The sequence below is a fragment of the Pseudomonas sp. LBUM1640 genome (assembly GCF_059716225.1).
Window position 1 is genome coordinate 5,968,028 of record NZ_CP166816.1, and the last position, 22,873, is coordinate 5,990,900.

20 protein-coding genes are annotated in these 22,873 nt (G+C 60.0%); 6 read left to right on the top strand and 14 right to left on the bottom strand.

The annotated features are described in order from the left end of the window. The first annotated feature begins 215 nt into the window (after positions 1 to 215). The gene (gene glyA, locus ACA065_RS26495) at positions 216 to 1,469 is read left to right on the top strand and encodes a serine hydroxymethyltransferase (protein ID WP_119740983.1); all 1,254 of its coding nucleotides are present in this window, start codon (positions 216 to 218) and stop codon (positions 1,467 to 1,469) included. A 188-nt stretch (positions 1,470 to 1,657) separates the two neighbouring features. Here glyA and yjiA read toward each other — a convergent pair whose 3' ends face one another. The 3 genes from yjiA to ACA065_RS26510 all read right to left on the bottom strand — a co-directional run bounded on the left by yjiA (position 1,658) and on the right by ACA065_RS26510 (position 5,033). Next, positions 1,658 to 2,617, bottom strand: a complete 960-nt coding sequence (yjiA, locus tag ACA065_RS26500; protein WP_497692169.1) for a GTPase — start codon at positions 2,615 to 2,617, stop codon at positions 1,658 to 1,660. Between the two features lie 136 nt (positions 2,618 to 2,753). After that, positions 2,754 to 2,951: a YbdD/YjiX family protein gene (locus ACA065_RS26505; protein ID WP_003176208.1), complete on the bottom strand. Its 198-nt coding sequence runs from the start codon at positions 2,949 to 2,951 to the stop codon at positions 2,754 to 2,756. Positions 2,952 to 2,966: 15 nt separating this feature from the next. Beyond that, the gene (locus ACA065_RS26510) at positions 2,967 to 5,033 is read right to left on the bottom strand and encodes a carbon starvation CstA family protein (protein ID WP_497692170.1); all 2,067 of its coding nucleotides are present in this window, start codon (positions 5,031 to 5,033) and stop codon (positions 2,967 to 2,969) included. 174 nt (positions 5,034 to 5,207) lie between these two features. Here ACA065_RS26510 and ACA065_RS26515 point away from each other — a divergent pair, with 174 nt between their 5' ends. Continuing rightward, positions 5,208 to 5,576, top strand: a complete 369-nt coding sequence (locus ACA065_RS26515) for a PilZ domain-containing protein (protein ID WP_497692171.1) — start codon at positions 5,208 to 5,210, stop codon at positions 5,574 to 5,576. Between the two features lie 1,076 nt (positions 5,577 to 6,652). On the opposite strand, the gene radA is transcribed toward ACA065_RS26515, so the two are convergent. From radA to katB, 3 genes are read right to left on the bottom strand one after another with little or no spacing between them, the layout of a single operon-like run. Beyond that, the gene (gene radA, locus ACA065_RS26520; protein WP_122538968.1) at positions 6,653 to 8,020 is read right to left on the bottom strand and encodes a DNA repair protein RadA; all 1,368 of its coding nucleotides are present in this window, start codon (positions 8,018 to 8,020) and stop codon (positions 6,653 to 6,655) included. A gap of 35 nt (positions 8,021 to 8,055) precedes the next feature. Beyond that, entirely contained in the window at positions 8,056 to 8,595 is a 540-nt protein-coding gene (locus ACA065_RS26525) for an ankyrin repeat domain-containing protein (RefSeq protein ID WP_497692172.1), read from the bottom strand. A gap of 56 nt (positions 8,596 to 8,651) precedes the next feature. Beyond that, entirely contained in the window at positions 8,652 to 10,193 is a 1,542-nt protein-coding gene (gene katB / locus ACA065_RS26530) for a catalase KatB (RefSeq protein ID WP_497692173.1), read from the bottom strand. 287 nt (positions 10,194 to 10,480) lie between these two features. On the opposite strand from katB, the gene mscL reads away from it, so the two are divergent. Next, positions 10,481 to 10,897, top strand: coding sequence for a large-conductance mechanosensitive channel protein MscL (gene mscL, locus ACA065_RS26535; protein WP_048724535.1), 417 nt, complete (start codon positions 10,481 to 10,483; stop codon positions 10,895 to 10,897). A 60-nt stretch (positions 10,898 to 10,957) separates the two neighbouring features. On the opposite strand, the gene ACA065_RS26540 is transcribed toward mscL, so the two are convergent. Then, positions 10,958 to 11,734 carry a ferredoxin--NADP reductase gene (locus ACA065_RS26540; RefSeq protein ID WP_497692174.1) on the bottom strand — a complete coding sequence of 259 codons (777 nt, stop codon included), beginning with the start codon at positions 11,732 to 11,734 and terminating at the stop codon, positions 10,958 to 10,960. A 453-nt stretch (positions 11,735 to 12,187) separates the two neighbouring features. Between ACA065_RS26540 and ACA065_RS26545 the strand changes: the two genes are divergently transcribed. Then, complete coding sequence (locus ACA065_RS26545; RefSeq protein WP_497692175.1) at positions 12,188 to 12,898, top strand: helix-turn-helix transcriptional regulator; 711 nt, start codon at positions 12,188 to 12,190, stop codon at positions 12,896 to 12,898. A gap of 172 nt (positions 12,899 to 13,070) precedes the next feature. Next, positions 13,071 to 14,195: a methyltransferase gene (locus ACA065_RS26550; RefSeq protein WP_497692176.1), complete on the top strand. Its 1,125-nt coding sequence runs from the start codon at positions 13,071 to 13,073 to the stop codon at positions 14,193 to 14,195. 65 nt (positions 14,196 to 14,260) lie between these two features. On the opposite strand, the gene ACA065_RS26555 is transcribed toward ACA065_RS26550, so the two are convergent. The 3 genes from ACA065_RS26555 to ACA065_RS26565 are packed head-to-tail and all read right to left on the bottom strand — an operon-like array spanning position 14,261 to position 16,889. Beyond that, positions 14,261 to 14,428 (bottom strand): DUF2474 domain-containing protein, encoded by a 168-nt coding sequence (locus ACA065_RS26555; RefSeq protein WP_071489954.1) that lies wholly within the window; start codon positions 14,426 to 14,428, stop codon positions 14,261 to 14,263. Between the two features lie 12 nt (positions 14,429 to 14,440). After that, positions 14,441 to 15,448 carry a cytochrome d ubiquinol oxidase subunit II gene (cydB, locus tag ACA065_RS26560; protein WP_497692177.1) on the bottom strand — a complete coding sequence of 336 codons (1,008 nt, stop codon included), beginning with the start codon at positions 15,446 to 15,448 and terminating at the stop codon, positions 14,441 to 14,443. Between the two features lies 1 nt (position 15,449). Beyond that, positions 15,450 to 16,889, bottom strand: a complete 1,440-nt coding sequence (locus tag ACA065_RS26565; protein WP_497692178.1) for a cytochrome ubiquinol oxidase subunit I — start codon at positions 16,887 to 16,889, stop codon at positions 15,450 to 15,452. Positions 16,890 to 17,207: 318 nt separating this feature from the next. Between ACA065_RS26565 and ACA065_RS26570 the strand changes: the two genes are divergently transcribed. Beyond that, positions 17,208 to 18,446 (top strand): MFS transporter, encoded by a 1,239-nt coding sequence (locus tag ACA065_RS26570; RefSeq protein WP_497692179.1) that lies wholly within the window; start codon positions 17,208 to 17,210, stop codon positions 18,444 to 18,446. 156 nt (positions 18,447 to 18,602) lie between these two features. Here ACA065_RS26570 and ACA065_RS26575 read toward each other — a convergent pair whose 3' ends face one another. The 4 genes from ACA065_RS26575 to ACA065_RS26590 all read right to left on the bottom strand — a co-directional run bounded on the left by ACA065_RS26575 (position 18,603) and on the right by ACA065_RS26590 (position 22,834). After that, positions 18,603 to 20,786 (bottom strand): xanthine dehydrogenase family protein molybdopterin-binding subunit, encoded by a 2,184-nt coding sequence (locus ACA065_RS26575; protein WP_497692180.1) that lies wholly within the window; start codon positions 20,784 to 20,786, stop codon positions 18,603 to 18,605. Further along, the gene (locus ACA065_RS26580; protein ID WP_497692181.1) at positions 20,783 to 21,772 is read right to left on the bottom strand and encodes an FAD binding domain-containing protein; all 990 of its coding nucleotides are present in this window, start codon (positions 21,770 to 21,772) and stop codon (positions 20,783 to 20,785) included. The genes ACA065_RS26575 and ACA065_RS26580 overlap by 4 nt, the downstream gene beginning before the upstream one ends. Next, on the bottom strand, positions 21,769 to 22,293 hold the full coding sequence (locus ACA065_RS26585) for a (2Fe-2S)-binding protein (protein WP_497692182.1): 525 nt from the start codon (positions 22,291 to 22,293) through the stop codon (positions 21,769 to 21,771). The genes ACA065_RS26580 and ACA065_RS26585 overlap by 4 nt, the downstream gene beginning before the upstream one ends. Positions 22,294 to 22,390: 97 nt before the next feature. Then, positions 22,391 to 22,834, bottom strand: a complete 444-nt coding sequence (locus ACA065_RS26590; protein WP_497692183.1) for a DUF4879 domain-containing protein — start codon at positions 22,832 to 22,834, stop codon at positions 22,391 to 22,393. Between the last annotated feature and the right edge of the window lie 39 nt (positions 22,835 to 22,873).

Sequence of the window (22,873 nt, forward strand, 5' to 3'; positions counted from 1 at the left end):
CTTCGCGAGCAAGCCCGCTCCCACATTCGAGCGCATTTCAAAGATGGAACTCGGTCAAGTGTGGGAGCTGGCTTGCCTGCGAAGGGGCCAGTACAGGCACCGCCTATCCCCAGATGAGCCCCACTTGTCCGCGACATGATGTCCTTTCATATGCCATCCAAAACCCGTTGGGTTAGAATGCCCTCCTTTTCTGCCCCCGATCCTTGAGGACCGCCATGTTCAGCCGTGATTTGACTATTGCCAAGTACGACGCCGATCTCTTTGCCGCCATGGAGCAAGAAGCCGTGCGCCAGGAAGAGCACATTGAGCTGATCGCTTCGGAAAACTACACCAGCCCTGCGGTCATGGAGGCTCAAGGTTCGGTTCTGACCAACAAGTACGCCGAAGGCTACCCAGGCAAGCGCTACTACGGTGGTTGCGAGTACGTCGACGTGGTTGAGCAGCTGGCCATCGACCGTGCCAAGGAACTGTTCGGCGCCGATTACGCCAACGTCCAGCCACACGCCGGTTCGCAAGCCAACAGCGCCGTGTACCTGGCCCTGCTGCAAGGCGGCGACACCATCCTGGGCATGAGCCTGGCCCACGGCGGTCACCTGACCCACGGCGCCAGTGTTTCCTCCTCCGGCAAGCTGTACAACGCCGTTCAATACGGTATCGATGCCAATGGCCTGATCGACTACGACGAAGTCGAGCGCCTGGCGGTTGAGCACAAGCCAAAAATGATCGTGGCCGGTTTCTCCGCCTACTCGCAGATCCTGGATTTCCCACGCTTTCGCGAGATCGCTGACAAAGTCGGCGCTTACCTGTTCGTCGACATGGCTCACGTGGCCGGTCTGGTCGCCGCTGGTGTCTACCCGAACCCGGTGCCTTACGCTGACGTGGTGACCACTACCACCCACAAGACCCTGCGCGGTCCACGTGGCGGCCTGATCCTGGCGCGCGCCAACGCCGAGATCGAGAAGAAGCTGAACTCCGCTGTATTCCCAGGCGCCCAAGGTGGCCCGCTGGAGCACGTGATCGCCGCTAAAGCGATCTGCTTCAAAGAAGCCCTGCAGCCTGAGTTCAAGACTTACCAGCAACAAGTGGTGAAAAACGCCAAGGCCATGGCCGGCGTGTTCATCGAACGCGGCTACGACGTTGTCTCCGGCGGTACTGAAAACCACCTGTTCCTGCTGTCGCTGATCAAGCAGGACATTTCCGGTAAAGATGCTGACGCTGCCCTGGGCAAAGCCTTCATCACCGTGAACAAGAACTCCGTACCGAACGACCCACGTTCGCCTTTCGTCACCTCCGGCCTGCGCTTCGGCACCCCGGCTGTGACCACTCGTGGCTTTAAAGAAGCAGAGTGCAAGGAACTGGCCGGCTGGATCTGCGACATCCTGGCAGACCTGAACAACGAAGCCGTGATCGACGCGGTGCGTGAGAAGGTCAAGGCCATCTGCAAAAAACTGCCGGTATACGGCGCTTGATTGCAGTTGCTTGACTAAAAAGCCCGGCGCTAGCGCCGGGCTTTTTTATGGGCAAAATTTGAGTTGAAATGCAATCAATGTGGGAGCGGGCTTGCTCGCGAAAGCAGTGGTTCAGTCAGCACATGTATCCACTGAAAGACCGCTTTCGCGAGCAAGCCCGCTCCCACATTTTTTGATCGCATTTCACGTCAGGATTGGTAAACCCGAGCAAAGCCCTCGCGAATTTTGTCTTCCGGCAATTCATCAGCAATAAACACAATCACACTCTCACGCGCCTCACCCTCGGCCCATTCGGTGTCCCAATCGAACCCGTAAAGCTTGAGCACACCCTGGAACACCATGCGCCGGTCTTCCCCGGCAATGTTCAGCACGCCCTTGTAGCGCAGCAGTTGCTTGCCGTGGTCTTCCAGCAGTGCGTTCATGAACTCGCTGAGGCGGTCGATATCCAGCGGCTGGTCGGTGCGCAGCACCAGGCTGGAAATACGGTCGATAGACGGCGCGGCGCTGACCGGGCGCAGGCTCATGCCGGCGTTGAGGTTGAAACCGCGCACATCGAGCAATTCAGCCAGGTCAATCGCGCCGTGGTCGACCACACGAATCGGCGCGCGGCGGTTGATGCGGGTCAGGCGCTGGCTGAGGGCGTCGAAAGTCGCCTCGTCCACCAGGTCGCGCTTGCTCACCAGCAGGCGGTCGGCGAAACCAATCTGCGCCTGGGCGATGGTCTGGGTCAGGTGGTGTTCGGCGTGGGCCGCATCCACCAAGGTGATGATGCCGTCGAGGATGTAGCGTTCGCGCAGTTCTTCATCGATGAAGAAGGTTTGGGCCACGGGCGCAGGATCCGCCAGGCCGGTGCACTCGATCACCAGGCGGTCGAAGGCGATCTCGCCGCTGTCCAGGCGTTCGAGCAGCAGGTACAGGGCTTTGGTCAGGTCGGTGTGGATGGTGCAGCACACGCAGCCGTTGGACAGCGTCATGACTTGCACCGGCTCGGCGCCCAGCAGTTGGGTGTCGATACCGGCGTCACTGAATTCGTTTTCGATCACGGCGATTTTCAGGCCGTGCTCGGCTTTGAGCAGGTGGCGCAGCAAGGTGGTTTTGCCGGCGCCGAGGAAGCCGCTGAGGATGGTGACGGGGATGGGAGAGGACAAAGAGATTCTCCTTGAAGAAATACAAAAGCAAATGTGGGAGCGGGCTTGCTCGCGAAGGCGGTGGGTCAGCCAGCTCAATTGTGACTGACACACCGCCTTCGCGAGCAAGCCCGCTCCCACAGGGGGTTGCGTTAACTCAACAGCACTTGGGCCCACCCTTGCCACCGTAACGGGCTTCCTGGCGTTCCCGGAAGAACGCCTTGTAGTCCATCATCGGTTTGTCCGGGTGCTTGGTTTGCATATGCTCGACGTACGTATCGTAGTCGGGCATGCCGACCATCAGGCGTGCGGCCTGGCCGAGGTATTTACCGAGGCGACTGATGTCATTGAACATGGTTGCAACCCTCGATTACGCGTCCGGTACGGCATGGAATGGCGCTTCTTTATCCGTACGTTCTTTGTTACCCCAGGCGGCCACGCCGACTTTGATCGCATAGAACAGGATGCTGAAGACCACGAACAGGAACAGTACCGTCAATGTCGCGTTCGTGTAGGCGTTCCAGATCACATGCTGCATCTGGTCGATGCTCTTCGCCGGGGCAAGGATCTGCCCGTTGGCCAACGCATCGCTGTACTTCTTGGCCAGCGACAGGAAGCCAATCGCCGGGTTCGCGTCGAACAGCTTGATGAAGCCTGCGGTCACGGTGCAGATCAGCAGCCAGACGGCCGGCAGCATGGTCACCCAGATGTAGCGTTGGCGTTTCATTTTGATCAGCACAACCGTGGCGAGCATCAGCGCAATACCGGCCAGCATCTGGTTGGAGATACCGAACAGCGGCCACAAGGTGTTGATGCCGCCCAATGGGTCGATCACGCCTTGGTACAGCAGGTAACCCCACATCGCCACACAACCTGCAGTTGCGATCAGGTTGGCGGTCCAGGACTCGGTGCGCTTGAGCGCCGGGACGAAGGAGCCGAGCAGATCCTGCAGCATGAAACGACCGGCACGGGTGCCAGCGTCGACCGCCGTCAAGATGAACAGCGCTTCAAACAGGATCGCAAAGTGATACCAGAACGCCATGGTGTTTTCACCCGGCAGCACACTGTGCAGGATCTGCGCGATACCGACCGCCAGGGTCGGCGCACCGCCGGCACGCGCCAGGATGGTGGTTTCACCAATATCGTGGGCCACCGCGGTCAGCGCTTCCGGGGTAATCGCAAACCCCCAGCTGCTGACGGTTTGCGCCACAGTCACCACATCAGCGCCCACCACGGCGGCCGGGCTGTTCATGGCGAAGTAAACGCCAGGCTCGATCACCGAAGCGGCAACCATCGCCATGATCGCCACGAACGACTCCATCAGCATCGCGCCATAACCGATGTAGCGCGAGTGGGCTTCATTGGCCAACAGCTTGGGCGTGGTGCCCGAGGAAATCAGTGCGTGGAAACCCGAGACCGCGCCACAGGCGATGGTGATGAACAGGAACGGGAACAGACCGCCCTTCCACACTGGGCCGGTGCCGTCGACAAACTGGGTCAATGCCGGCATTTTCAGGTCGGGCATGGTGACGAGGATGCCGATTGCCAGGGCAATGATGGTGCCGATTTTGAGGAACGTAGACAGGTAGTCACGCGGGGCGAGGATCAGCCACACCGGCAATACCGCAGCCACGAAGCCGTAACCGACCAGCATCCAGGTAATCTGGATCCCGGTGAAGGTGAAGGCTTTGGCCCACACCGGATCAGCGGCAATCTGCCCGCCCAGCCAGATCGAACCCAGCAGCAGCAACACGCCGATAATCGAGATTTCACCGATGCGGCCCGGGCGGATGTAGCGCATGTAGACGCCCATGAACATCGCGATCGGGATGGTCGCCATCACCGTGAAAATGCCCCACGGGCTTTCGGCCAGGGCCTTGACCACGATCAGCGACAGCACCGCGAGGATGATGATCATGATCAGGAAGCAGCCAAACAGCGCGATGGTCCCCGGAATGCGGCCCATCTCTTCGCGGACCATGTCCCCCAGGGAACGGCCGTTGCGACGGGTGGACAGGAACAGGATCATGAAATCCTGCACCGCACCGGCCAGCACCACCCCGGCAATCAGCCACAGGGTGCCGGGCAGGTAGCCCATTTGCGCCGCCAGTACCGGGCCGACCAGCGGGCCTGCACCGGCAATCGCCGCAAAGTGGTGACCAAAAAGGATGTGTTTGTTGGTCGGCACATAGTCCAGACCGTCATTGTTGAGCACTGCGGGGGTGGCCCGCCGTGGATCGAGTTGCATCACGTTGTTAGCGATGAACAGACTGTAGTAACGGTACGCAACCAGGTAGATGGCCACAGCAGCGACCACAATCCACAAGGCGTTGATCGCCTCGCCGCGGCGCAAGGCCACTACGCCCAGGGCGCACGCTCCTACGATTGCCAGCACCAGCCAGGGTAGGTGGCGTAGCAGGCTATTATTATTTTTCATTTTTATATTCCAGCCAGGGTGGACAGAAAGGACAGCCAGTCCGAGTTTAGCGCTGTTGGCTTCAAAGACCAGCCCCCTACGTTGGTCTAGAGCCTTGCAATCGCAAAAAAAGCAGAAATAAAAGCTCGGTGATGGCTCAGGGCTACACTGCTTCTATCCACAGAGGATTTGAGCATGAGCGAACAGCCGTCTGATCGACGCCGTTTTCGGCGTATCGCCTTCGATGCACGAACAACCATTGCGCAAAACGGCTGGAATTGTCCGGTGCAACTGGTGGATTTGTCGCTCAAAGGGTTGTTGGTACAACGGCCGAGTGACTGGCAGGGAAATCGCGCGGAATCGTTCGACGTGGATATTCGTCTGGACCCAGACGCACATATAGAGATGCAGGTGAAACTGGCCCACGACGACCATGGGCAGTTGGGGTTTGTGTGCGAGCACATTGACTTGGAGTCGATCAGCCATTTGCGGCGGTTGGTTGAGTTGAATTTGGGCGACGAGGAAGAATTGCACCGCGAGTTGGCAGCGCTGTTGGAAATCTAATCCAAATGTGGGAGCAGACCTCTGTGGGAGCCGGGCTTGCCCGCGATGCATAGGTTTCTACACATCTTTTTTACGAATTTAGTTCGGTGGTGGTTGCGGGGGGCGCTGGGTACATATCCGTTGTTTGGGTGATGGCTGAAATGGGTTCCGCTCTTACAGCGGGTCACTTTTGAAAAGAGCCCAAAAGTAACCAAAAGGCTCTTGCCCCACCACTCGGCACCTCGCCTAGGCTCGGTGTGCCCTCACGCAGGCTTTGGAGCGGGGGCCGCCGCGATGGGCCATCCTTGGCCCAGCGCGGCTAAACCGGCGTCCTGCCGGTTTACCCCCGCTCCAAAGCCTGCGTTCGGCCAGCGTGGTTGACGGGGCGCCTAAGATCAAAATCAAGATCAAGATCTACAGCACGGCGGCCTAGTAGCCGACCTGAGTGGTTAGATCAAAAGCGAAAGCGAGGCGGTGTGTCAGTTGATGCATTTGGTGGCTGGCCCACCGCATTCGCGAGCAAGCCCGCTCCCACATTTTGAGCTCAGTACATCAGGTAGATGGGTGTACTCGGTCAAATGTGGGAGCTGGCTTGCCTGCGAAGGCATCGACTGTGTCTCACTGATGTACCGAGGTGTCTGCATCGCAGGCAAGCCAGCTCCCACAGAAAAGCAGCTCTGCTTTTGATCTGTTCTTGCCCTGCTTCTGCTTCAACCACTCAGGTCGGCTACTAGGCCGCCGTGCTGTAGATTTTGATCTTGATCTGACAGGCCCCGTTAACCACGATGGCCGCACGTAGGCACGGTGGAGCGGGTAAACCGGCAGGGATGCCGGTTTAGCCGCGCTGGGCCAGGGATGGCCCATCGCGGCGACCCGCGGAACCGGGCCTTCGTTCTGGCATGCCGAGCCTAGGCGAGGCACCGAGTGGTGGGGCAAAGACCTTTTGGTTACTTTTGGCTGGGCCGGCATTCCGGGCGTTTGCCAAAAGTGACTCGCTGTAAGAGCGAAACCATAGGTGGCCGTTACCGCAGCAACGGATATGTACTCAATCTACCTAAACCCATCACAGGCAACATTTGGTTTTGCGGTGCTGCTAATTACTCGAACAGCGCATCCAGCGCTTGTTCCAGGCGCGTCACCCCAATCACCGTCAACCCCGCCGGCATTTCTTTCGGCGCGTTGCCCTTGGGCACAATCGCGCGCTTGAAGCCATGCTTGGCGGCTTCTTTCAAACGCTCCTGGCCACTCGGCACCGGGCGCACTTCGCCCGACAGACCGACTTCACCAAACACCAGCAAATCATGGGGCAGCGGCTTATTGCGCAAGCTGGACATCACCGCCGCCATCAACGCCAGGTCGGAGGCGGTCTCCAACACCTTGACCCCGCCGACCACGTTGAGGAACACGTCCTGGTCGTGAGTGGGAATCCCGCCGTGACGGTGCAACACCGCCAGCAGCATCGCCAAACGGTTCTGATCCAGGCCGAGGGTGACCCGGCGCGGGTTGGCCAAGTGGCTGTCATCCACCAGCGCTTGCACTTCTACCAGCATCGGCCGGGTGCCTTCCCACGTTGCCATCACCACACTGCCCGGGACTTCTTCCTGGGCACGCGTGAGAAAAATCGCCGATGGATTGGAGACTTCTTTAAGCCCCCGGTCAGTCATGGCGAACACGCCCAATTCGTTGACTGCGCCGAAGCGGTTCTTCACCGCACGCAGCAAACGCAGGCGGCCATCGGATTCGCCTTCGAAATACAGCACGGTGTCGACCATATGCTCGAGCACCCGTGGCCCGGCCAACGCGCCTTCTTTGGTTACGTGGCCGACCAGAAAAATCGCCGTGCCGCTCTGTTTGGCATACCGCACCAGCAACGCCGCACTTTCGCGCACCTGGGACACGCCGCCCGGTGCCGATTGCAGCTGCTCGGTGAAAATCGTCTGGATCGAGTCGATCACCATGACCTTGGGCTTTTCGATACGCGCCGTGGCGATGATGCTTTCGATGCAGGTTTCGGTCATCACCCGCAGTTGATCCTGAGGCAAGCCCAGGCGGCGGGCGCGCATGGCCACTTGCTGCTGGGATTCTTCGCCGGTGACGTACAGCGCCGGCATGCGGCTGGCAATGCTGCAGAGGGTTTGCAGCAGGATGGTCGATTTGCCGATGCCGGGGTCGCCACCGATCAGCACCACCGAGCCGTCCACCAGGCCGCCGCCGAGTACGCGGTCCAGCTCGCCGGAAGCAGTGGAGAAACGCGGGATTTCTTCGACGCTGACTTCGGCCAGGGTTTTGATCTGCGCTTGTTGCCCGGTCCAGCCGGCACGACCGGTGGGGGCCGCAGCGCCGCCGCTTTCGATCATGGTTTCCGTCAGGGTGTTCCACGCGCCGCACTCGGTGCACTGGCCGGCCCACTTGGGAAAGGTCGCGCCGCACTCGGTGCAGCCGTACATGCGCTTGGCCTTTGCCATTTGAGAACCTCCAACCGAAAAACCGCGATGATAGCTCAGCGCGGCGCCGGGGTCCGGATTTCACCACTGGCCAATCGTGAAGCACTGTTGCCAATCGGGTCTTCGGCGTTGAGGTCGGCGCCTTTGGCTTTTAATTCGTCCAGCAGCTCGACACGCTTGAACAGCCCGGCGTACATGGCCGCCGTCTGCCCGGCGCCGTTGCGTTGGTCGGGGTTACAGTCGGTGGCGAGCAGGCGCTGGGCGATTTTCAGCTCGCCCTTGAAGATCGCGCCCATCAGTGCGGTGTTACCACGCTTGTCTTGCACACAGGCGTCGGCGCCGGCGTTGAGCAGGCGCTCCACGAAGGGCCCCTGGCCGTGATACGCGGCCAGAATGAGCGCGGTGTAGCCCTTGTCGTCCTGGGTGTTGAGGCTGTAGCCGGATTCGATGAAGGTGTTGAGCATGTCGATATCGCCACGGCGGGCGGCATCGAAATAATAGTCCTGTAACTGTGCCTTGAGCGCGGCCGGGTCGGGCGACTCGGCATGGGCGACAAAGGCCAGCATCGCCATCAGTAAACCAATCGAAATACGCATGGGGTGTCTCCTGCCAGGGGTCGACGCCCGTGCAAGGGCGCCGACCGGAACCAACGTCAGTCAGTCAGTTTGTCTGCCAACGCTTTCACGCGCGCCAAATCACCCTTCGCGACCTTGGTCACGCCGGTGCCGTACTCCGGGTCTGCCTTGTAAAGGAACGACAGGATGATGTGCTTGCTCTCATCGTCGGTGGTGGCCAGCGAGCCACCGAAGTTGTCGATCAAGTCCTGACGCTCTTTCTTGCTGTAGGAGCGGTACAAATCACCGGCCTGCTTGAAGTTCTGCTCACGCTGGATCTTCGCCTGCTGGGTGCTGCCCGACAGCGCCGACTGGCTGTAGCGCGCGGTTTGCGGCTCCTCGCGCGGTAACAGGCGGCTTGGCTGGTAGTTCACGCCGGTGGTGGTTTTGCCGAAATTCATCGCGCCGTCCTGGTTACCGTTGTTGACGGTGACACGTGGTGCGTTGATCGGCAGTTGCAGGGCGTTCGGCCCCAGGCGGTACATCTGCGTGTCGGCGTAGGAGAACACTCGGCCTTGCAGCAGGCGGTCTTCCGACGGCTCGATGCCCGGCACCAGGTTGGCCGGGGCCATGGCCACTTGCTCGGTTTCCTGGAAGACATTCGCCGGGTTACGGTTCAGCACCATCTGCCCGACTTTGCGTTCGGGCACGTTCGGCCAGATTTTGGTGGCGTCCAATGGGTCGAAGTCAAACTTGGCCAAGTCTTCAGGCTTGAGCACTTGCACGTACAGGTCCCACTTGGGGAACTCGCCCTTGTTGATGTGGGTAACCAAGTCATGGGTCATGTGGCTGTAGTCACGCCCTTGCACCTCGGTAACTTGCTTGGGGTCGAGGTTCTTGATGCCTTGCAGGCTCTTCCAGTGGAACTTGACGTAGTGCACTTCGCCCTTGGCGTTGATCAACTTGTAGGCATGTACGCCATTGCCGTCCATTTCACGATAACTGGCCGGGGTGCCGGAGTCGGAGTACAGCTCGGTCAGTGTGCGGGTGGACTCGGGTACATGGGAGAAGAAGTCGAAGCGGCGAGAGTCGTCGTCCAGGTTAGTCCGTGGGTCGGGTTTAAACGCGTGAACCATGTCCGGGAACTTGATGGCATCGCGAATAAAGAACGTCGGGAAGTTATTGCCGACCAAGTCCCAGTTACCTTCGGCGGTATAGAACTTGGTGGCGAAGCCGCGCGGGTCGCGCAGGGTTTCCGGGGAATGGTTGCCGTGGACCACGGCGGAGAACCGCACGAACACCGGCGTGGCCTCACCGGCCGCGAAGACTTTGGCTTTGGTCAGGTCGCTGAGGTTGTCAATGACGGTAAAGGTGCCGTGGGCGCCGGTGCCACGGGCGTGTACGACTCGCTCTGGAATGCGTTCACGATCAAAGCGCTGCAGTTTTTGAATCAATTGCACGTCTTGCAGCAACACCGGGCCATTGGCACCGGCCGTCTGCGAGTTCTGGTTGTCGCCAACGGCGGCGCCGTTATCGCGCGTGAGGTTGGCGGCCTGTACGGAAAGCGAAAGCAGGCTGGCGCTTGCCAGTATCAGCGCATGCCGCGCGAATACCGGGCCACGCTTCATTGGATTCTTCATCGAGGTTTCCTCTGGTTTTTTTAGTGCACATTCAGTTGTGCTTGCCAGAGGCTAGTGACCCGCGAGTCAGAAGATAAATAGAAAAACACCACCGGGTCGATTAAGAAAATACGGTGGTAAGCCGCTGAAATAGCGAGTATTCCGCGCGCGATTGGTGGCACTTTGCAAACTATTTGCGATTTAATGTGTCGATAAAAACTGACAGTGTTAACGGTTGTGTCGAGCAAGCCTTCTACGACTGACTTACACTGACCTCCACCCTTCTCATCTGTAACAAGGAATAACCTATGGGCGTGATCAGTGAGTTCAAGGCCTTCGCGGTCAAAGGCAATGTGGTCGATATGGCCGTCGGTATCATCATCGGCGCCGCCTTCGGCAAAATTGTTTCCTCGTTTGTGGGCGACGTGGTGATGCCACCTATTGGCCTATTGATCGGTGGCGTGGATTTCGGGGACTTGGCGGTAACGCTCAAAGCAGCGCAGGGCGATATACCCGCCGTTGTCCTGGCGTACGGCAAGTTCATCCAGAGCGTGATCGACTTCGTGATCGTAGCCTTTGCAATCTTCATGGGTGTGAAGGCGATCAACCGCCTGAAGCGCGAAGAGGCGGTGGCACCTACCCTGCCGCCAACGCCGAGCAAGGAAGAAGTGTTGCTGGGTGAGATCCGCGATCTGCTCAAGGCACAGAACGACAAGCCGCTTTAATCAGCACGGGCTTGGCAAAAAAAGGCGCCTGTTTCAGGCGCCTTTTTTTTAACCGCGGGGTTACCAGTAATTTTCCACTGCCACCTGGCCAGGACGCCGGCTCAGGCTCAGTTGCATGTCGCGTTGCTTGAGCAGTTGGCGGGTGTCATCGACCATCTGCGGGTTGCCGCAAATCAGCACGCGGGAATGCTGCGGGGTCAACTCGACGCCAGCGGTGCGCTCCAGTTCACCATTTTCGATCAACGTGGTAATGCGCCCGTTCAGTGCCCCCGGATGCTGCTCACGGGTCACGGTGGGTATGTAGATAAGCTTGTGAGCATACTCGGCCAAGTACTCACGCTCGCCCAGTTCCTTGATCAACGCCTGATAGGCCAACTCCTTGGCCTCCCGTGCGCTGTACACCAGAACAATGCGCTCGAATTTTTCCCACACCTCAAAGTCCTGCAGGATCGACAGGAACGGCGCCACGCCAGTCCCCGTGCCCAGCAACCACAAATCACGCCCGTCCACAAAGCGGTTCAGGGTCAGGAAGCCCGTGGCTTGGCGTTCTACCAACAACGTATCGCCGACCTGCAGGCGACTCAACTCACTGGTGAATTCGCCACCCGGTACGACGATAGAGAAGAAGTCGAGGTGTTCGTCAAACGGTGAGGACACGATGGAGTAGGCCCGCCACACGGTGCTGCCGTCCGCCTTAGCCACGCCCAAGCGCACGAACTGGCCTGCCGTAAACCGAAAACCCGGGTCCCGCGTGGTGCGCAAGGTAAACAGGCTGGGGGTCAGTGATTGCACATCGAGCAAGGTCTGGCGGGTAAATTTCTCAGCACTGGCCGTCATGGGGGGCTCCGTTTAACAGGTGCCCTAGTGTCCCTCAAAGTCGCGCCGGGAAACACCGTTGGTTTGTACTGGCATTGCCCCTGTTCCACATGCTGCAGACAAGGGTGAGCTTAGGACTGTTACCTAGTTGTAACAGTTACATCCTGGGCGCCTATCTAGTTCGAACTAATCATTTAGCTATTTCCTCGCTAACTTCACGTCATTAGATGACGCGCCGAATCTAAAGCCATCAATTTAACATCACCTTCAAGCCGTTAAAACTAATAGAATTTTCCCTGCAACAAGGCCACCTGTACAAAAATCGTAACTCTGTACACGTTAGAGAAAATTAAATACGGATAAGCGACAAATTTTTTTCACACAAAATTTGTAGGACTTGTCCTACACTCTGTTCCGTGCCGCATTGGGAGCCAGGACGTACCCAAGTCACACCACACCCATGGAGAGTTACCGATGGTTAACTGGCGCAACACAAGACTCCCCAAACTGGAAGGTGAAAACAAGATCACCACTGTTTATGAGATGGTCATCAATCACACCTACCAGCTCGGATTTGAATACTGTTCCTTCACGATGAGTTCACAACAATCAACTAATCAAACGAAGCCGATCAACCTAAACAACTATCCAAACGAATGGAACGCACTGTATAAACAAGCGCATTTCTTTGATGTAGACCCCGTAGTAGCCCACTGTAAGCGCAGTGTTTTGCCAATCGTGTGGGAGGAAAAAGCCTTCAGTAACTCACCGGATTTATGGGCGTTGGCCCAATCGTTTGGTGTGCACTTGGGATGGAGCCAGGCAGTGCATGACTTCCAAGGGGTGTTCAGCATGCTGACCCTGGGTCGACATACCGGCAACGTCAGCCCCGAAGAACTTTACGAGAAAGCCGGCCAAGTACTGTGGCTTTGTCATGCCATGCACGCAGTGGTAGCCCAAAAATATGCCGACACGCCGAGCATCACGCCGCCTTGCAAGTTGACCCCACGAGAAACCGAAATCCTCAGATGGTCAGCCATGGGCAAGACTGCGTCGGACATCGCCACGATCCTATGCCTGTCAGAGCGTACCGTGGGCTTTCATATCAGCAGCTGCCTCAAGAAGCTGGGAGTCAATAATAAGATCGCCGCCGTGCTCTGTGCATCGAAAGCGGGGTTGTTTTAGCCGCTTTGGAAACACCGCATGTAATCTCATCGAAAAAAAAGTAACATTTACGGCCAATTCTGAGTGTTGACGCAGTTCCCGTTGCGGAAGTCGCCTCGCAGTTCACTCAGACGGTTGCGCCGGCTGCCAACACCCGCCGAACACCCATCGATGACCCAGAGCCTGCCCCGCCATGCCCCTGCTTGACAGCCCCTTCGCCCAGCTCGACCTGATCCGCCAGCCTGAACAACACAATGACCCACTGCAGGCCTTCGATGCCGCCGACGAGTACTTGCTCAGTCATCTGGCCGAGCAGCAGCCCAGCGCTGCAACCCGCGTGCTGGTGCTCAATGACAGCTTCGGCGCCTTGGCGGCCAGCCTGGAAGGCCAAGTGCAGCTCACGTCCAGCGGCGATTCGTTTCTTGCAGCCCTAGGCCTTGAGAAAAACCTGGTGCGCAATGGCAAGACATTTGATGCGGTGGCGTTTGTTCCCGCCAGCCAGGTGCCGGTGGGGCCGTTCGACCGCGTACTGATCCGCGTACCCAAAACCCTGGCACTGCTGGAGGAGCAACTGATCCGCCTGCAAGGGCAGTTGGCGCCGGGCGCCGAAGTGATCGCCGGGGCGATGGTCAAGCACTTGCCTCGGGCAGCAGGCGAATTGCTGGAGCGTTACATCGGCCCGATGCACGCATCGCTTGCGGTAAAAAAAGCCCGGCTGCTGATTGCGACGGTTGAAAGCCGCCCAACCGCCGTGTCGCCCTACCCGACCCGTTACGCCCTGGATACACCGGCCATCGAATTGCTCAACCACGCCAACGTGTTTTGCCGCGAAGGCCTGGACATCGGCACCCGCGCCTTCCTCCCGCACTTGCCAAAAAATCTGGGCGGCGCCCGCGTGGCGGACCTGGGCTGCGGGAACGGCGTGTTGGCGATTGCCAGCGCGCTGCACAACCCCGACGCGCACTACACCTTGGTGGATGAGTCCTACATGGCCGTGCAGTCAGCGCTCGAGAATTGGCAGGCGGCTCTCGGTGCGCGCGATGTTGTGGTCCGCGCCGACGATGGCCTGGCTGGCCAGGCACCAGACTCCCTGGACGTGGTGCTGTGCAACCCGCCTTTCCACCAACAGCAAGTGGTCGGCGACTTCCTCGCCTGGCGCATGTTCCAGCAGGCGCGAGCATCACTGGTGGTTGGCGGTGCCCTCTATATAGTCGGCAACCGTCACTTGGGTTATCACACCAAGCTGGCGCGGTTGTTCCGTGGCGTCGAACAAGTGGCCACCACGCCGAAATTCGTGATCCTCAAAGCGCGCAAATAAAAAAACCCTGCCTCTCTTACGAGCGACAGGGCTGAAAGCCGGGCCGCAAGGCCCGGATTGGGATGTCAGTGGGTAGTCAGACCCGCCGCACTCATGAACATACGCATCAGGCTGGCGACGACAAACAGGGCCAGCACACTGCCGGTCCAGATCATCGCCAGCCACCCCAGGCGCCGCCATAACGGCTGTTTCTCGGCCTGTTCAATCTCGTGCAACGACGGTTTGCCGGACATAAAACGCCCCTCCTAGTGATAGCCATCTTCGTGGGTGACCTTGCCGCGGAACACGTAGTAGCTCCAGAAGGTGTAACCCAGGATGAACGGGATGATGAACAAGGTGCCCACCAGCATGAAGCCCTGGCTTTGCGGTGGTGCAGCAGCGTCCCAGATCGATACTGACGGCGGGATGATGTTCGGCCACAGGCTGATGCCTAAGCCGCTGTAACCGAGGAAGATCAGCACCAGCGTCAGCAGGAACGGCGTGTAGTGCGCATTACGTGCCACGGCGCGGATCAACCCGTACATGGTCACCAGCACCAGGATCGGCACCGGCAGGAACCAGAACAGGTTCGGCAGGGTGAACCAGCGCGAGGCGATTTCCGGGTGCGCCAGCGGCGTCCACAGGCTGACGATACCGATCACCGCCAACACCACGAAGGCCAACGGCCGCGCCAGGTTGTGCATCTGCTCCTGCAACTTGCCTTCGGTCTTCATGATCAGCCAGGTGCAGCCGAGCAAGGCATACGCAATGACCAGCGCAACGCCGCAGAACATCGTGAACGGCGTGGCCCAGTCGAGCGAACCACCGGCAAATTGGCGATTAACCACCGGGATGCCATCGATAAACGCCCCCAGCGCCACGCCCTGGAAGAACGTCGCCGCGATAGAGCCGCCGATAAACGCCTTGTCCCACAGGTGACGCTTGTCGTCCTTGGCCTTGAAACGGAACTCGAAGGCCACACCGCGGAAGATCAGCCCGATCAGCATCAGGATGAGTGGCAGGTAGAGCGCCGACAACACCACCGAATAGGCCAGCGGGAACGCGCCGAACAACGCCGCGCCACCGAGTACCAGCCAGGTTTCGTTACCGTCCCAAACCGGCGCGACGGTGTTCATCATCACGTCACGGTCGACTTTGCCCGGAATAAACGGGAAGAGAATGCCGATACCCAGGTCGAAGCCGTCCATGACCACGTACATCATGATGCCGAAGATGATGATCACGGCCCAGATCAGCGGAAGATCAATACCCATCTCAATTCCCCTTGTGCTGGATGTGGGCGTGGTCGTCATCGCTGCCATCATCGGCAGCGGACAACGGACGGGCCGGCGTACGTTTCTGGCCAGGGCCACCATGGGTTGGCTCGGAACCTTCGTGGGTCTGCGGCCCTTTGCGCACCAGGCGCATCATGTAGCCCAACCCTGCGCCAAACAGCGCGAAGTACACCACCACGAACAGCACCAGGGTGATCGTCATCTGCGCCAGGCTATGCCCGGACGAAGCATCCGCCGTGCGCATCAGCCCGTAGACCACCCACGGCTGGCGGCCGATTTCGGTGGTGAACCAACCGGCGAGAATCGCGATCAGGCCGGACGGGCCCATCCACAGCGCCAGGTACAGGAACGGTTTGGACGTGTACATCTTGTCGCCCCGGCGCAGCCACAGGCTGAACAAACCGGTGAAGATCATCAGGAAGCCCAGGCCGACCATGACCCGGAACGACCAGAACACGATGGTCGAATTAGGCCGATCTTCCGGCGGGAAGTCCTTGAGCGCCGGCACCTGTTTGTCCAGCGAGTGAGTCAGGATCAGGCTGCCGAGGTACGGAATTTCGACCGCGTATTTGGTTTTCTCGGCTTTCATGTCGGGCCAGCCGAACAGGATCAGCGGCGTCGGCTCGTTGCCGATATTTTCCCAGTGGCCTTCAATCGCGGCGATCTTCGCCGGTTGATGCTTGAGCGTGTTAAGGCCGTGGAAGTCACCGATCACCGCCTGGATAGGCGCCACGATCAGGGCCATCCACATCGCCATCGACAACATGGTGCGGATCGCCGGGTTGTCCTTGCCGCGCAGCAAGTGCCAGGCCGCCGAAGAACCGACGAAAAACGCAGTGGCCACAAAGGCCGCCGTGGCCATGTGCATCAGGCGGTAGGGGAACGACGGGTTGAAGATCACCGCCAGCCAGTCGGTCGGAATCACGCGGCCATCGATGATTTCAAAGCCTTGCGGCGTCTGCATCCAGCTGTTGGACGCCAGAATCCAGAAGGTCGAGATCAACGTGCCGACGGCCACCATCACCGTGGCAAAGAAGTGCAGTTTGCGCCCCACCTTGTTCCAGCCGAACAGCATTACCCCGAGGAAACCGGCCTCAAGGAAGAAGGCCGTGAGCACTTCGTAGGTAAGAAGCGGCCCGGTAACGGCGCCGGCGAAGTCCGAGAAGCGGCTCCAGTTGGTGCCGAACTGGTAGGCCATGACCAAGCCTGAGACCACACCCATGCCAAAGTTGACGGCGAAGATCTTCGACCAGAAATGGTAAAGGTCACGGTAGGTGTCGTTATGGGTCTTGAGCCACAAGCCTTCCAGCACCGCAAGGTAACTGGCCAGGCCGATGGTGATCGCCGGGAACAGGATGTGGAACGAGATGGTGAACGCGAATTGAATTCGGGCGAGATCTAGCGCCTCCAAACCGAACATAAGTCTTCCTCTGTCAGGTAATACCGGCTGCGGGCTGGGAGCCTGCACCCACTGCCCCCACGGATATGGAGTGTGGCGAATTTCAATTCGTTTCTTTTTTTACCCACCACGTAGGGAATCTGGCCTTTCGGCCGCCAGAACAATCCCGGGGCTGGTTTTGATCTGGATCAAGCATTGCTGAAAGAGTAGTCCCATTTTGGCTGTAGGACTGTGTGGTCTTTTGCCGCGTGACAGGCTGCCTCAGTCGAGTTCTCGCAACTATTTGTTACAGCTTGATGCTAATCTCGCCGTTCCCTCCGCTCCTGACCTTTATTGCCGATGCCTAGTGAACCTGCGTTGCTGTTGCGTCACCACCGCCCTTTCATCGCGTTCTGGCTGGCGCGGATCTTCACCGCCAGCGGTTTCCAGATGCTCACCGTGGCCATCGGCTGGAACCTCTACCAACTGACCGGCAATGTGTTGGACCTGGGCTTGGTCGGCCTGGTGGAATTCATCCCCCGCGTACTGTTCATGTTGCACACCGGGCATGTGGCCGATCGCTATGAGCGGCGCAAGGTCGCGGCCATCTGCCAGACCGTGCAGGCGTTGATTGCCTTGTCCCTGGCCATTGGCGGCCTGACCGGCAACGTGACCCGCGAGATGATCTTCATCCTCGCCTTCCTGCTCGGCGCCGCGCGCTCGTTTGAAATGCCCACCACGCAGGCACTGCTGCCGAGCATCGTGCCCAGCGTGCTGTTCCCACGGGCCGTGGCCTCATCACAATCGGCGCAGCAATTGGCGACCATCGTCGCACCGGCCTTGGGCGGTTTGCTGTATGCCTTTGGCAGCGTGTGGGTGTATGGCCCAACAGTGGCGCTGTACCTGATCGCCTGCGTGCTGACCCTTAATCTGCCCGCGCGTCAGACCCCACTGAATAAAGCCAAGGCCACCATGGACTCCTTACTGGCCGGGATTCGCTTTATCCGCAGCCGCCCGGACATCCTCGGCGCCATTTCTCTGGACCTGTTCGCCGTGCTGCTGGGCGGCGCCACCGCGTTGCTGCCGGTGTTTGCCAAAGACATCTTGCTGACTGGCGCCTGGGGCCTGGGCCTGCTGCGCTCGGCACCGGCGGTGGGCGCCTTGTTGATGTCGTTGTGGCTGGCGCGGTTCTCGGTGGACCGACAGGTTGGGCGTGTGATGTTTACGGCCGTCGGTGTGTTTGGCGTGGCGACCATTGCCTTCGGCCTGTCGACGTCGTTCTGGTTCTCGCTGGCGGTGTTGGTGGTGCTGGGCGCTGCGGACATGATCAGCATGGTGATCCGCGCATCGTTCGTGCAATTGGAGACGCCCGATGAAATGCGCGGCCGGGTGAGTGCAGTCAATGGCCTGTTTATCGGCGCCTCCAATCAACTCGGCGAGTTTGAATCGGGGATCACCGCCCACTGGTTCGGCACCGTACCCGCCGTGGTCATGGGCGGGATCGGTACGCTGCTGGTCACTGGGGTGTGGATAAAATTGTTCCCGACCCTGGCCAACCGCGACCGCATGCATGTGCCGGTGGAAGAGGCCAAGGTCTAAGCCTCACCGCCTGACCTGATGTTGGAATACAGTAAATGTGGGAGCGGGCTTGCTCGCGAATACCGCGTGTCAGTCACCTAATGTATTGACTGATGCACCGCATTCGCGAGCGAGCCCGCTCCCACATTTTGTTCTTCGGTGGTTTTAAGGTTTGGGTTACAGCACCTTATCCAGCGTGATGGGAAAGTCCCGCACACGCTTGCCGGTGGCGTGATAAATCGCATTCGCCACCGCCGCCGCCACCCCGACTATGCCGATCTCGCCAACGCCCTTGGACCCGAGGGCGTTGACGACTTCGTCGTGTTCTTCGACAAAGATCACGTCAATCTCGCCGATGTCGGCATTTACCGGGATGTGGTACTCGGCCAGGCTGTGGTTCATGTAGCGCCCCAGTTGATGGTCGACCTGGGTCTCTTCATGCAGCGCCATGCCAATCCCCCACACCACGCCGCCTAGGATCTGGCTGCGGGCCATCTTCGGGTTGACCACGCGCCCTGCCGCAATCGCGCTGACCACCCGGCTGACCTTGATGGTGCCCAGGTCTTCGTCGACACGAACCTCGACAAACACCGCCGAATGGGTAGCGCTCGCATAGCCTTCACGCTTTTTGTCAGGTGTGCTGTCGACCTGCACTTGCAAGGCGTCTTCGCCGCTGTCTTTAACCAGTTGCGCCAGCGACACACGCACGTCACCAGTATGCAGTTGGCCGTTTTCAAAGCGCACCACCTCAGCATCCTTGAATACCGGATAGGTCTGCCGGGCGGTCTCCAGCAGCTTGGCATTCAGTGCCTCGCACGCCTGCTGCACGGCGGTGCCGACGGACGACACGGTGAACGAGCCGCCCTGCAATGGCGCCGTGGGCAATGACGAGTCCCCCAGCAGAAAGCTAATGTCGGCCATCGGCACGCCGCTGGTCTGGGCGGCAATCTGAGTCATCACTGTGTAAGTGCCCGTGCCGATATCGGTGGTGGCGCTGCTCACCGTCAATTTGCCCTCGGCGTCGATCCGCGCCTTGGCGCTGGCCTTCATCTGCATGGCTTCCCATACGCCCCCGGCCATGCCCCAGCCGATCAACTGGCTGCCCTCACGCATGCTGCGCGGCTCCGGGTTGCGCTGGCTCCAGCCGAAACGCTCGGCGCCTTCGCTGTAGCATTCGCGCAGGGCTTTGCTCGACCACGGCTTGTCTTCGGTCTGGTTACGTTCGGCGTAGTTGATCAAGCGCAGTTGCACCGGGTCTATGCCTAAGGCGCTGGCCAGTTCATCCATGGCGCATTCCAGGCCGATCACGCCCAGCGCGGCACCCGGCGCGCGCATGTCCAGCGGCGTGAACACATCCAGCGGCACCAGCTTGTAGGTCAACTGCACGTTGTCGCAGTGGTAGAGCATGGCGCTCCATTCCACCACGTGCTCGCTGAAGTCCTCAAAGCGTGAAGTCTGGCCAATCGCGGTGTGCCCCAGCGCCAGCAGCCGACCATTAGCAGCGGCGCCCATCTGCAAGCGCTGCAAGGTGCGCGGCCGGTAGCCGAAGGTAAACATCTGCTGGCGGGTCAGGGTAACGCGCACCGACCGCTTGAGCGCCAGCGAGGCCATCACCGCCAGCGGCAACTGGTATTGCGGGCGCAGGCCTGAGCCGAAGGCGCCACCGACGAACGCGGCGAAAATCCGCACTTGGCTTTTATCCAGCCCGAAGACTTTTTGCACGTAGGCCTGGCAGTTCTGCGGGCCTTGGGTCTTGTCGTGGATATGCAGGGTGCCGTCCGGCTGATACAGCACCGTGCTGGCGTGGGGTTCCATCGGGTTGTGGTGTTCGATGGGCGTGCTGTAGTGCACGTCCAGGCTCACAGCGGCGGCAGCCCATTCGGCCTGGAAGTTGCCGCGTGGCTTGGGTGGCGTTTGCGGCGAGGGGTGCGCCTGTTCCTGCATGGCCAACAGGTCGGTTTCAAAGGCTTCGCGGGCGTACTCGATCTCGACCAGAGAGCCGGCATGCCGCGCCAGCTCCAGGTTATCGGCGATCACCAGGGCCAAGGGCTGGCCGCTATACAGGACGCGGTCGTTATACAGCGGGCGAAACGGCGAGCCATCCGCCGCATCCGCGTCGGCGAAGGCGTCATCGTAGCTGGCGAGTTTGGGCCGGTTGAGGTGATCCAGCACCATCGCCACGCCCGGCAGTGCCAGGGCTTTGGAAGCATCGATCCTGACGACCCGGCCTTTGGCGATGGTGCTGCAGACCACACTGCCATGCAGCAAGCCTTCGTCTGGAAACTCGCCGGCATAACGCGCCTGGCCCGTCACTTTGAGCAGGCCGTCGACGCGGTCCAGGGGTTTGCCGATAGCGGTCATGAGCGTTCTCCTGCGACAGCGGCGTCGCTCAGGGCGCGAATGATTCCACGGCGCGCCAACTTGATCTTGAAGCCGTTGTGTTCCAAGGGCTCGGCGTCTTGCAGCAGGGCATCGGCAGCGTTGCTGAAGGTTTCACGGCTGACAGACTGGCCGATCAGCGCGGCTTCCACCGCACGGTCACGCCACGGTTTGTGCGCCACGCCGCCCAGGGCCAGGCGTGCATCGACGATCCGGTCGCCGTCCAGTTCAAGGGCGGCGGCGACGGAGACCAGGGCGAAGGCGTAGGAGGCGCGGTCGCGGATTTTCAGGTAATGGCTGTGACTGGCCAGATGGTCGGCGGGCAGCTCGATGGCGGTAATCAACTCATCGTCGGCCAGCAGGTTGTCGCGCTGCGGCGTATCGCCCGGCAGTCGATGGAAGTCGGCAAACTCGATGACCCGCGCGCCACCCCGGCCTTCCACGTGTACCCGCGCGTCCAACGCTGCCAAGGCGACGCACATGTCCGAGGGGTGCGTGGCCACGCAGTGTTCGCTGGCGCCGAGGATCGCGTGGATGCGGTTCAAGCCGGTGCGTGCCGGGCAGCCGCTGCCAGGCTCACGCTTGTTGCAGGGCACGCTGGCGTCATAGAAGTAGTAACAACGGGTGCGCTGCAACAGGTTGCCGCCAGTGCTGGCCATATTGCGCAGTTGCGGCGAGGCGCCGGCCAGGATCGCCTGGGACAGCAATGGGTAACGCTGCTCGATCAGCGGGTGCCAGGCCAAGTCGGCGTTGCTGACCAAGGCGCCGATGCGCAGGCCACCTTCGGCGGTTTCTTCAACCTCGTGCAACGGCAGGCCGGTAATATCGATCAAGTGTTCGGGGCGGCTGATGTTTTCTTTCATCAGGTCCAGCAGGTTGGTGCCACCGGCGATAAAGCGCGACGCGGCGCTGCTCAGGTGCACGGCTTCGTGCACATCGGCCGGCTTGCTGTACTGGAAGGGGTTCATTGCTCACCTCCCTGGGCGCGGCAGGCCGGCAAGGCGTCTTCGATGGCATCGCGGATGTTGTTGTAGGCGCCGCAGCGGCAGAGGTTGCCGCTCATCAGTTCCTGGATCTGTGCGGTGTCGTGGGCGCGGCCCTCATTGGCCAGGCCGACGGCGGAGCAGATCTGGCCGGGGGTGCAGTAACCGCATTGGAAGGCGTCATGTTTGATAAAGGCCTGCTGCATCGGGTGCAACACGTCGCCCTGCGCCAAGCCTTCGATGGTGATCAGCTCGGCGCCATCGCACATCACCGCCAGGGTGAGGCAGGCGTTCACGCGTTTGCCATCGCGCAATACGGTGCAGGCGCCGCATTGGCCGTGGTCGCAACCCTTTTTGCTGCCGACCAAATCCAGCTGTTCGCGCAGCAGGTCGAGCAAGGTGGTCCAGGGCAACACGTCCAGTTGGCGATCCTGGCCGTTCAGGGTCAAGCGTATCGGGTGGCTGACGAACGGCTTGGCCGCCGCGCCATTGGGGGTTGCGCTCATAAACACCTCACGGGTTGGTATCCATCCGCGGCGTTCAGGAAAGTCGCCGTCTTAAGGGGTACGACTTCTCGGGGTATTGAGCGTTCAAGGCAATTGATCAGCGGATATTGAGCAGCGTTTTCAGGGCATTTTGCGGGCCGTTGATCGAGGCATTGCTGTATTCGAACCAGCCAGGCGCTTGGACATTCACGTCGAATACATAGATGTAGCCCATCACGGTGCCGGCGCCATTACACACTTCGCTGATGGTGCCGACCTGGCACACCGGCGTGCGCTGCCCGTTCAACTGCGCACCATCGAAACGGCCCATCGGGCTTTTGCCCAGGCCGACCTCCATCACCGAAACCTTGGTTGGCCCACGGTGCGTGCACATCTGGGTACTGCTCGCCCGTTCAGGAATGGTTTCAGTGCAACCGGCCGACTCAACCTTGAATACGCGCACCTCGCTCAAGGGCGGTGCAGTCGCGCCCCAAGCCGGTGCCACCAGCCCCAGGCCGATAACGGCGAACAGAGCTAGACTGCTGGCGTTGGCTTTTTTCATGCTGTTAACGACCCTGTATTAAACGTCGGCGCAGTATGC

Excerpts from the sequence above, each read along its gene's own strand:
- ACA065_RS26545 (WP_497692175.1), top strand. The coding sequence starts at position 12,188 with ATGGTTAACTGGCGCAACACAAGACTCCCCAAACTGGAAGGTGAAAAC.
- radA (WP_122538968.1), bottom strand. The coding sequence starts at position 8,020 with ATGGCAAAGGCCAAGCGCATGTACGGCTGCACCGAGTGCGGCGCGACC.
- ACA065_RS26585 (WP_497692182.1), bottom strand. The coding sequence starts at position 22,293 with ATGAGCGCAACCCCCAATGGCGCGGCGGCCAAGCCGTTCGTCAGCCAC.
- cydB (WP_497692177.1), bottom strand. The coding sequence starts at position 15,448 with ATGGGTATTGATCTTCCGCTGATCTGGGCCGTGATCATCATCTTCGGC.
- ACA065_RS26540 (WP_497692174.1), bottom strand. The coding sequence starts at position 11,734 with ATGACGGCCAGTGCTGAGAAATTTACCCGCCAGACCTTGCTCGATGTG.
- mscL (WP_048724535.1), top strand. The coding sequence starts at position 10,481 with ATGGGCGTGATCAGTGAGTTCAAGGCCTTCGCGGTCAAAGGCAATGTG.
- ACA065_RS26510 (WP_497692170.1), bottom strand. The coding sequence starts at position 5,033 with ATGAAAAATAATAATAGCCTGCTACGCCACCTACCCTGGCTGGTGCTG.
- ACA065_RS26590 (WP_497692183.1), bottom strand. The coding sequence starts at position 22,834 with ATGAAAAAAGCCAACGCCAGCAGTCTAGCTCTGTTCGCCGTTATCGGC.
- ACA065_RS26505 (WP_003176208.1), bottom strand. The coding sequence starts at position 2,951 with ATGTTCAATGACATCAGTCGCCTCGGTAAATACCTCGGCCAGGCCGCA.
- ACA065_RS26515 (WP_497692171.1), top strand. The coding sequence starts at position 5,208 with ATGAGCGAACAGCCGTCTGATCGACGCCGTTTTCGGCGTATCGCCTTC.
- ACA065_RS26575 (WP_497692180.1), bottom strand. The coding sequence starts at position 20,786 with ATGACCGCTATCGGCAAACCCCTGGACCGCGTCGACGGCCTGCTCAAA.
- ACA065_RS26525 (WP_497692172.1), bottom strand. The coding sequence starts at position 8,595 with ATGCGTATTTCGATTGGTTTACTGATGGCGATGCTGGCCTTTGTCGCC.
- katB (WP_497692173.1), bottom strand. The coding sequence starts at position 10,193 with ATGAAGAATCCAATGAAGCGTGGCCCGGTATTCGCGCGGCATGCGCTG.
- ACA065_RS26565 (WP_497692178.1), bottom strand. The coding sequence starts at position 16,889 with ATGTTCGGTTTGGAGGCGCTAGATCTCGCCCGAATTCAATTCGCGTTC.
- ACA065_RS26570 (WP_497692179.1), top strand. The coding sequence starts at position 17,208 with ATGCCTAGTGAACCTGCGTTGCTGTTGCGTCACCACCGCCCTTTCATC.
- ACA065_RS26550 (WP_497692176.1), top strand. The coding sequence starts at position 13,071 with ATGCCCCTGCTTGACAGCCCCTTCGCCCAGCTCGACCTGATCCGCCAG.
- ACA065_RS26580 (WP_497692181.1), bottom strand. The coding sequence starts at position 21,772 with ATGAACCCCTTCCAGTACAGCAAGCCGGCCGATGTGCACGAAGCCGTG.
- glyA (WP_119740983.1), top strand. The coding sequence starts at position 216 with ATGTTCAGCCGTGATTTGACTATTGCCAAGTACGACGCCGATCTCTTT.
- ACA065_RS26555 (WP_071489954.1), bottom strand. The coding sequence starts at position 14,428 with ATGTCCGGCAAACCGTCGTTGCACGAGATTGAACAGGCCGAGAAACAG.